The sequence below is a fragment of the Amycolatopsis sp. NPDC059027 genome, from assembly GCF_042739735.1.
Lineage (GTDB): Bacteria > Actinomycetota > Actinomycetes > Mycobacteriales > Pseudonocardiaceae > Amycolatopsis.
Genome location: NZ_JBHYIK010000083.1, coordinates 12098 through 20193, shown reverse-complemented (window position 1 = coordinate 20193; position 8096 = coordinate 12098). Strand labels below are relative to the sequence as shown.

At 71.1% G+C, this 8096-nt stretch carries 7 protein-coding genes; 1 reads left to right on the top strand and 6 read right to left on the bottom strand.

Translation table 11 applies throughout. The features are described 5' to 3' along the window. Nucleotides 1-74 precede the first annotated feature (74 nt). Nucleotides 75-1466 (top strand): carboxyl transferase domain-containing protein, encoded by a 1392-nt coding sequence (locus ACFWY9_RS38315; RefSeq protein ID WP_378331261.1) that lies wholly within the window; start codon nucleotides 75-77, stop codon nucleotides 1464-1466. Between the two features lie 241 nt (nucleotides 1467-1707). Here the strand turns inward: ACFWY9_RS38315 and tsaE are convergent, their stop codons facing one another. The 6 genes from tsaE to ACFWY9_RS38285 are packed head-to-tail and all read right to left on the bottom strand — an operon-like array spanning nucleotide 1708 to nucleotide 7736. Continuing rightward, on the bottom strand, nucleotides 1708-2172 hold the full coding sequence (tsaE, locus tag ACFWY9_RS38310; RefSeq protein WP_378331260.1) for a tRNA (adenosine(37)-N6)-threonylcarbamoyltransferase complex ATPase subunit type 1 TsaE: 465 nt from the start codon (nucleotides 2170-2172) through the stop codon (nucleotides 1708-1710). Then, a complete protein-coding gene (locus tag ACFWY9_RS38305) occupies nucleotides 2169-3266 on the bottom strand; it encodes an alpha/beta fold hydrolase (protein ID WP_378331259.1) in 1098 nt (365 codons plus the stop codon). Before ACFWY9_RS38305 ends, tsaE begins: the two co-directional genes overlap by 4 nt. Beyond that, complete coding sequence (alr, locus tag ACFWY9_RS38300) at nucleotides 3263-4381, bottom strand: alanine racemase (RefSeq protein ID WP_378331258.1); 1119 nt, start codon at nucleotides 4379-4381, stop codon at nucleotides 3263-3265. The genes ACFWY9_RS38305 and alr overlap by 4 nt, the downstream gene beginning before the upstream one ends. A 29-nt stretch (nucleotides 4382-4410) precedes the next feature. Continuing rightward, nucleotides 4411-5502: an ABC transporter ATP-binding protein gene (locus tag ACFWY9_RS38295; RefSeq protein WP_378331257.1), complete on the bottom strand. Its 1092-nt coding sequence runs from the start codon at nucleotides 5500-5502 to the stop codon at nucleotides 4411-4413. Nucleotides 5503-5506: 4 nt separating this feature from the next. Continuing rightward, on the bottom strand, nucleotides 5507-6937 hold the full coding sequence (xylB, locus tag ACFWY9_RS38290) for a xylulokinase (protein WP_378331256.1): 1431 nt from the start codon (nucleotides 6935-6937) through the stop codon (nucleotides 5507-5509). Further along, nucleotides 6927-7736, bottom strand: coding sequence for a DeoR/GlpR family DNA-binding transcription regulator (locus ACFWY9_RS38285; protein WP_378331255.1), 810 nt, complete (start codon nucleotides 7734-7736; stop codon nucleotides 6927-6929). The genes xylB and ACFWY9_RS38285 overlap by 11 nt, the downstream gene beginning before the upstream one ends. Nucleotides 7737-8096: the final 360 nt, after the last annotated feature.

Here is an 8096-nt window from a genome sequence, read left to right as displayed (position 1 = left end):
TCGGCCGCGGGTCGTCCGGTACCTCGACGCGTTGCCACGCAACGACATGGGGAAGGTCATGAAGCGAGCCCTCGGTGGCTAGGCTGCCCGCCCGCGAGATCGTCGACCTGGTTTCGACCGATTTCCGCGAGCTCGTGGTCGAGCACACCGCGGAGCCCGTGGACGGGCCCATCGGCTGGCCGGGTTACCGCGACGCGCGCAGCGCCGCCGCTGAGCGCAGTGGCGAGTCCGAGTCCGTCGTGTGCGGAACCGCGAAGCTCGGTGCTGCCGAAGCGATGCTGATCGCGTTCGAGTTCGGCTATCTCGGCGGCTCGCTCGGCCAGCGCACGGGCGACCGGATCGAGGCGGCGTTCGAGCAGGCCCGGGCGCTGCGGCTGCCGGTGGTGTCCCTCATCGCGACCGGGGGAAGCCGGATGCAGCAGGGTATGCGGGCGCTCACCCAGCTGCAGCGGCTCGCGCGGGCAGCGGCGCGGGCGCGCGCGAACGGCATCCCGCAGATCTCCGTGCTGCGCGACCCGACGACCGGGGGCGGCTGGGCGACGCTCGGCGCGGGCGCCGACGTCGTCCTCGCATTGCCCGGCGCGCAGGTCGGTTTCGCCGGGTCACGAGTGCGGCCCGCCGACGCGCCTTCGGAGGCGTACACGGCTGAGGCGAAGTTCGACGCTGGCCAGGTGGACCAGATCGTGCCGCCGGAGCAGCTGGCCAGTGCGTTGGAACGCTGGGTCCGGCTGTTGACCTCGCGTTCGGATGTCCCCGCCGATCCGCCCTCGGCGTTACGAGCGGTGTCGCTGCCGTCGACCGGGTGGGAGGCCGTTCAGGCCGCGCGGGCCGCTTCGCGTCCTCGCGCCGCCGAGTATCTCGACGCCTATTTCGACTGGCGGGAAGAGGTCAGCGGCGACCGCTGCGGAGGCGTCGATGCCGGGGTGTCGTGCGGGTTCGGCTGGCGGGACGGGCGTGCGATCGCGTTCGCCGCACAGTGCGGGACCGCGACGTCCCCGGCCGGATTCCGGACGGCGGCGCGGCTGGTGCGGCTCGCTTCGCGGCTCGGCGTGCCGGTGCTGACGCTGGTGGACACGCCGGGGGCGGCCAACGACGCGGCGGCGGAACAGGCCGGCGCGGGCGCGGCCATCGCGGAGCTGTTCGAGGCGATCGCGACGGCGATGTCGGGCTCTGGCTCTGGTGCCGGGTCTCGGTCCGTTGGTTCGGTGCCCGTGACCACGCCCGTGACCACGCTCGTGATCGGCGAAGGTGGCTCGGGCGGCGCGCTCGCCTTCGCGGCGCCGGGGTCGACGTGGGTCACGCCCGATGCGTACTTCTCGGTGACGTCGCCCGAGGCCGCGGCGTCGATTCTCAAGCTCCCGGCGTCCGAGGTCCCCGCCCTCGCGGACCGGCTGCGCCTTCGCCCCCAGGACCTCGTCGCTCTGGGCGTCGCCCGCGCCGTCGTGGGCCCCGCCAAGCGCGTTTAGCGGGCTAAACGCGGTCCTTAGCAGCCCTACATAACCCGCTGACCTGCACGGATGCGTTTAGCCTGCTAAACGCATCCGCCGGGGTCGCACGCGCGTCGAGCCCAGACCGACCGGGCCCACGAGGCGCACCCGCCGAATACTTAGCCATGCTCAGCGCCGCGTTTAGCCCGCTAACTGCGCTCGGGGCGGCAGCGCGCGGCAGGCGGCAGGGGACGCAGGTAGGTGGGTGGCCGGACTGCGTTTAGCCCGCTAAACGCAGGTCGGCGGCCCGGGCCGACCACGTGCCGTGGGGTTCCAGCGCGACGATCCGGACGTCGTCCTCGCGACGCTCCAGCCGGACGACGAGGTAGTCCGACGACAGCCGCTCCGCCGCCCCCTCGCCCCATTCGACGACGACGGCCGAGCGCTCCAGATCCGCGTCCAGGTCCAGATCGTCCAGCTCGGCCAGATCCCCGCCGAGCCGATAGGCGTCGACGTGCACCAGCGGCACACCGGAAGCCCCCGCGGGATGGACCCGCGCGAGCACGAACGTCGGCGAGCTGACACGCCCGCCGACACCGAGCCCGTCGGCGATCCCCCGCGTCATGGTCGTCTTCCCCGCCCCGAGCGGCCCGGACAGCAGCACCAGGTCACCAGGACGCAGCGAACGACCGAGCGAACGGCCGAAGGCCATCGTCGAATCAGGAGTCGAGAGTTCGTACTTCACGCGCGTTTCCACCACCAGCTCCGCCCGGAGGACTCGCCGTCCACCCCGGCACACCGTTGCACCAGATCGATCAGATGACTGTTCACCAGCTCCGGCTGCTCCAGCTGCACCATGTGCCCCGCACCGCGCACCCGCACCAGCTCCGCGTCCGGCAGCTCCCCGGCGATCCGCTCGGCGTGCGAGAACGGCGTGAACTTGTCCGAGTCGCCCCCGATGACCAGCACCTGCGCGTGCTTGAGCCCGGCCAGCGCCGCGTACCGGTTGTGACTGCCAAGCGTGTCGACGAAGTTGATCAGCCCTCGCACCGGCGTCACGGCGAGCATTTCGAGCATGAAGTCGACCAGCCGCGACGAGACGTCCCGGCTGCCGAACGCCAGCCGCCGCACCGCCTGCCGCGTCAGCTGACCACCGGCCGCGCGGACGAACTCGACGAGCCCCGGCTGCCAGCCTGCCAACCCGCCGACGCCCTTCGTGAGCGGGTTGTACTTCGACAGCAGCGAGCGCGGCAGCCCACGGGCTCCGACCTCGCCCGCCGCCGTGGCGATGAACGCGACGCCGCACACCCGATCCTCGAACAGCTCGGGGAATTCCGCCGCCAGTTCCATGATCACCATGCCGCCCATGGAATGTCCCATCAGCACGACGGGTCCCTCGGGCACCACCGCCCGCAGCACGCCGTCAAGATCGCGCGCCAGCTGCTCGATCGTGCTCGCCACGGTCGACGCCTCGCCGGATTGCCCGTGCCCGCGATGGTCGTAGTACACCTGCCGCACGCGCGGCAACGTCAGCGACGCCAGATCACGACGCTGGAAATGCCACGACTTCCGCGACAGCGCGAACCCGTGCACGCCGACCACGGTCAGCTCCGGTTTCCCACCGTCCGCGGGGTCGACCTCCTCCACCGACAGCGGCGTTCCGTCCTCCGCCGCGACCGTCGACGTCCGGTCCGGCTTCAGCTCCCCCAACGGCTCGTCCACGAGTGCGTCCTCACTGTGCCGCCGCTGCTGCGCGGCGACCGCGATGGCGGCGGCGGTCCCGGTGGCCACGGCACCGACCCCGCCGGCGATGGCCAGCAGTCGTCGTGAAGGAATCACGAGCGGTCCCCCAGATACCTCCGCCGCACCCGCGGCCGGTACATCGACGTCACGATCTCGTAGTCGATCGTGCCCAGCTTGTCCGCCCACTCCCGAGCTGTCGGCGCCCCGCCGGCTCCGGCGCCGAACAGGACGACCTCGGCGCCGATCTCGGGTTCGTCATCCCCGCAGTCCACCACCAGCTGGTCCATGCAGACCCGCCCGGCGACCGGGCGCCGCCGCCCGCCGAGCCAGACGTCCAGGCGACCGGACAACGTCCGCGGTACCCCGTCGGCGTAACCACACGGCACGAGCGCGAGTGTCGTGTCGCGTTCCGCCGTCCAGGTGTGCCCGTACGACACGGACTCGCCCGCCGCTATCCGCTTGGTCAGCACCACCGACGACCGGAACGTCATCGCCGGGCGCAGGTCCTCGTCGGCGGGTACCGGGTTCAGCCCGTACACCGCGATTCCGGGGCGTACCAGGTCGAAGTGCAGATCGGGCCGGGTCAGCACCGCCGCGGAGTTCGCGATGTGCCGCATCGGGTCGAGCCCGGCCGCCCGCGCGACGTCGTAGGCCTCGTCGAAACGCTTGGCCTGCAGGTCGATCGACGCGTGCCCCGGCTCGTCGGCGCAAGCTAGGTGCGACCAGATCCCGACGACCTCGATCAGCGGTTCCGCCGCCGCCTCCTCGACCAGCTCCGCCCACAGCGCGGGCGGGCAGCCATTACGCGAAAGCCCGGTGTCGATCTTGAGGTGCACCCGGGCGCGGGTGCCCACCTGCCGCGCGGCATCCACGATGCGCCGCAGCTCGCCGATCGAACTGGCGTCGAGGTCGATGTCCGCTTCGATGCCGGGAGCGAAGTCGACGTCGGGAACGTCGAGCCAGCTGAACAGCCGCGCGGTGATCCCGGCGCGGCGCAGCTCCAGCGCCTCGCCGAGGGAACAGGTGCCGAGCCAGGTCGCGCCCGCCTCGATCGCGGCGCGCGCGACCGGCAGCGCGCCGTGGCCGTACGCGTCGGCCTTCACCACCACCATCAGCGCCGCGCCGGAGGCGCGCTCGGCCAGCAGGGAGACGTTGTGGCGCACGGCGTCGAGGTCGATCACGGCCTCGGCACGCGGGAAACTGGGAGTCATAACGACCCCCAGTTTCCCATGTGTCCAGGTCAGGACAGGCGCGACCCGGTGGTGGCGGAGAACACATGCAGCTCGTCGGGCCGGATCCGCAGGTGCAGCGTGTCGCCCATGGCGGGCGGTGTGCGCGGATCCACACGGGCGACCACGTTGGACTTCGTGCCTTCGGCGTCCGATTCGGCGAGCTTGCCGTAGACGTAGGCGTCCGAGCCCAGCTCCTCGACGAGGTCGACCTTGATCGGCAGCGTGCCGTCCGCGGACCCGGTGACCTCCAGCGACTCCGGCCGGAACCCGATCGTGACGGTGTCCCCGTCGGCCGCGGCGATGACGTCGCGGGGCAGCGGCACGCGCGCACCGCCCAGCTCGGCGCCGTCCTGGGTGAGCTTGCCCGTGACGAGGTTCATCGCGGGCGAGCCGATGAACCCGGCGACGAACGCGTTCGCGGGCTTGTCGTAGAGCGCACGCGGGGTGTCGCACTGCTGGAGGAGACCGTCCGAGAGCACCGCGACACGGTCACCCATCGTCATGGCCTCGACCTGGTCGTGCGTGACGTACACCGTGGTGACGCCGAGACGCCGCTGCAGCGCGGCGATCTGGGTCCGGGTCGACACCCGCAGCTTGGCGTCCAAATTGGACAGAGGCTCGTCCATCAGGAACACCTGCGGTTCCCGCACGATCGCCCGGCCCATCGCGACACGCTGCCGCTGGCCGCCGGAAAGCGCCTTCGGCTTGCGGTCGAGGAACTGCTCGATGTCCAGCAGTTTCGCCGCGTCGAGGACCTTTTGCTTGATCTCCGACGCGGGCCGTCCGGCGATCTTCAGTGCGAAGCCCATGTTCTGCGCCACCGTCATGTGCGGGTACAGCGCGTAGTTCTGGAACACCATCGCGATGTCGCGGGAACGGGGCGGCAACTGGGTTACGTCCCGGTCGCCGATCCACACGGCGCCCTCGTCGATGTCCTCCAGCCCGGCGAGCATGCGCAGGCTCGTCGACTTGCCGCAGCCGGAAGGCCCGACCAGCACGAGGAATTCGCCGTCGGCGATCTCCAGTTCGAGCGCGTCGACGGCGGGCCGCTCGGCGCCGGGGTAACGCCGGGTCGCCTTGTCGTAGGTGATGCTGGCCATCGGTTCAGTCCTCTCCGATTTTCGCGGGAATTCCGTGCGCGGCTTCCCGCGCCTCGAGGTGTCGATACTGGATGCGGCGGCCCTCGGCGCGCTGCGCTTCGGTCGGCTCGTCCAGCGCGAGCCGCGTCTTTCCTTGCCAGGCAGGCGGTTCTTCGGTGCTCGTGAGCGCCCACGCGGCCTGCCGCGCGGCACCGACCGCGACGTACTCGGCGACCGGCGGGATGCTCACGGGAACGCCGAACACGATCGGCGCGACCTCGCGCACGGCGGCGGATTGCGCACCACCGCCGATGAGCAGCACGCGACGGACGTCGAGCCCCTGCTCGCGCACCGCGTCCAGCCCGGCCGCGAGCCCGCACAGCATGCCCTCGACGGCGGCGCGCGCGAGGTTCTCCGGAGTCATGTTCGCCCGGGTGAGCCCGATCAGGGAACCGTTGGCGTCAGGGAGGTTCGGCGTGCGCTCACCGTCCAAATAGGGCAGTAGCGTCAACCCTCCCGCACCCGGTTCGGCGGCCAGTGCGAGCCGGTCGAACTCGTCCTGGCCGACACCCAGCATCGCGGCGCTCGCGGTGAGCACCCGAGCGGCGTTGAGCGTGCAGGCGAGCGGCAGGAATTTCCCGGTGGCGTCGGCGAATCCGGCGACCGTGCCGGTGGCGTCCGCGGGCGCGGTGGCCGACATACCGAACACCGTGCCGCTGGTACCGAGCGAAACGACGACGTCGCCGGGGCCGAGTTCGAGGGAAAGCGCGGCGGCCATGTTGTCGCCGGTGCCCGCCGAAACGAGAACGCCGTCCTCGGTGTGCCCCGCGGTTTCGGCGGGGCCGAGAACCGTGGGCAGCTCCGGGGTCCGGCCGAAGGCGTGCTTGAGGAGGTCGGTCCGGTAAGCGCTTTCAGCCGCGGAGTAGTAGCCGGTGCCGGAGGCGTCACCGCGATCGGTCACGGGCGCTCCGCGCTCACCGAGGATGCGCCACGTCAGCCAGTCGTGCGGGAGCAGGACGCGGGCGACGCGATCGGCCAGCTCGGGTTCACGCTCGGCCATCCAGCGCAGCTTGGTGATCGTGAAGCTCGCGACCGGGACAAGTCCGACCGCCTGCGCCCATGCTTCCGGCCCGCCAAGTTCGTCGCAAAGGTCCACGGCGGCCTGCGCCGACCGGTTGTCGTTCCACAACAGTGCGGGACGGACGACGTTGCTCCCCTCGTCGAGAGTGACGAGCCCGTGCTGCTGACCGGCGACACCGATCGCCTCGACGCCGTCGAGCAGGCCGTGCGTCGCCTGTGTGAACGCGTCCCACCAGGCAGCGGGGTCGACCTCGGTGCCGTCCGGGTGCGCGGCCCGGCCGGTGCGGACGATCTCGCCGGTGCGCGCATCGCACACCACGACCTTGGTGGACTGTGTCGATGAATCGACACCGGCGACCAGCGTGTCAGCTGTCATACGGTTGGCCCTCCTCGACGTACTCGACGAGTTCGACGGCCGTGCTCGCGTTCAGCGCGGCCTCGATCTCCTCGGTGGGGGTCGACTCGTCGGTGATGAGCAGGTCGTAGTCGCCGACGACGCCGTGCGCGAAGGTCGCGGTGCGGCCGAACTTCGAATGGTCGACGACGAGGACGTTCCGGTTGCTCGTGCGCAGCGCGGCCTTCTTGAGCTCGGCGTAGTCCTGATCGGGGTGATACAGCCTGCCGACGGCGACCGCGGAGACCGACGCGAACCCGACGTCGGCGTGGATGCGCTCGAGCAGGGCGAGCACGTCGGGGCCGATGCAGGAGTCGAACTCGTGGTGGAACCGGCCGCCGGCGAGGACGACGTCGACCTTGGGGCCCAGCAGGCGCGCGGCGTGCAGCGAGTTGGTGATGACGGTCAGGCCCTCGACCTCGGCGAGCCTGCGGACCAGGGGAAACAACGTCGTGGAGTCGTCGACGAAGACGGTCTGGCCGGGCTCGACCTGGCGGATGGCGGCGTCGGCGAGCGCTTCCTTCACGGCGAGGTTGACGGTGCCGCGGAAGCGGGCGGCGTTCTCCATCGTGAAGGCCGGGTAGGCCTCGACCCGGCCGCGAAGCTTGCGGAGCAGGCGGCGGTCGGCAAGGTCGTCGAGGTCGCGGTGCATCGTCATCAGGCTGACGCCGAAAAGCGCGGTGAGGTCGTCGATGCGGGCCTCGCCGTGCTCGATGACGTGGTCGAGGATCTCCCTGCGCCGCTGCTCGATGGAGGCGTCCGAGGGCCGGGTCCTAGACACGCCACCCCCAGCTCACGACACCTGCGTCACCGCTCACTCCCTCTTTTTACCAGATTTCTTCCCCAGACTTAACACCCAACGCGATAACTCCCCATCTCTGCCCTCCCGCCCCCTCCCCGCTGCCCCCAAGTGCGTTTAGCCCGCTAAACGCACTTGGCCGGCCACCCCGAGCTGCAGTTAGCGGACTAAACGCGGCACTGAGCATTGCTAACCATCCGGCGCAGGCCCCCGTCCCAGTCGCGACCCCACTCCCTAGCCCGTCACGCCCGCCAGGGCCCCGAAGTGGGGTGGTGTGGGGGGGGGGGGTGGGGGTGTGGTTGGGGGGTGGGGGGGGGGGGCGAGCGCTGGCGGGGGGGGGCT

Excerpts from the sequence above, each read along its gene's own strand:
- ACFWY9_RS38295 (WP_378331257.1), bottom strand. The coding sequence starts at position 5,502 with ATGGCCAGCATCACCTACGACAAGGCGACCCGGCGTTACCCCGGCGCC.
- xylB (WP_378331256.1), bottom strand. The coding sequence starts at position 6,937 with ATGACAGCTGACACGCTGGTCGCCGGTGTCGATTCATCGACACAGTCC.
- alr (WP_378331258.1), bottom strand. The coding sequence starts at position 4,381 with ATGACTCCCAGTTTCCCGCGTGCCGAGGCCGTGATCGACCTCGACGCC.